Raw genomic sequence first — 223 nt, 5'->3', positions numbered from 1 at the left:
CATCCCCGCATTTTTCAACATGCGTGGGTTCGGGCCTCCAGTGCGTGTTACCGCACCTTCACCCTGGACAGGGGTAGATCACCCGGTTTCGGGTCTACGTCCACGTACTAATTCGCCCTATTCAGACTCGCTTTCGCTGCGGCTCCGGCTCTTCACCTTAACCTTGCACGGGAACGTAACTCGCCGGTTCATTCTACAAAAGGCACGCCATCACCCCTAAAAC

At 56.1% G+C, this 223-nt stretch carries 1 rRNA gene; it reads right to left on the bottom strand.

Annotated features, from left to right (window positions below):
• Window positions 1–223, bottom strand: a 23S ribosomal RNA gene (locus WFI24_RS34370); the annotation flags it as partial.

The organism is Paenibacillus sp. USHLN196 (genome assembly GCF_037144955.1).
GTDB classification, from domain to species: Bacteria; Bacillota; Bacilli; order Paenibacillales; family Paenibacillaceae; genus Paenibacillus; species Paenibacillus xylanexedens_C.
This window is presented reverse-complemented; position numbering and strand designations above follow the sequence as displayed.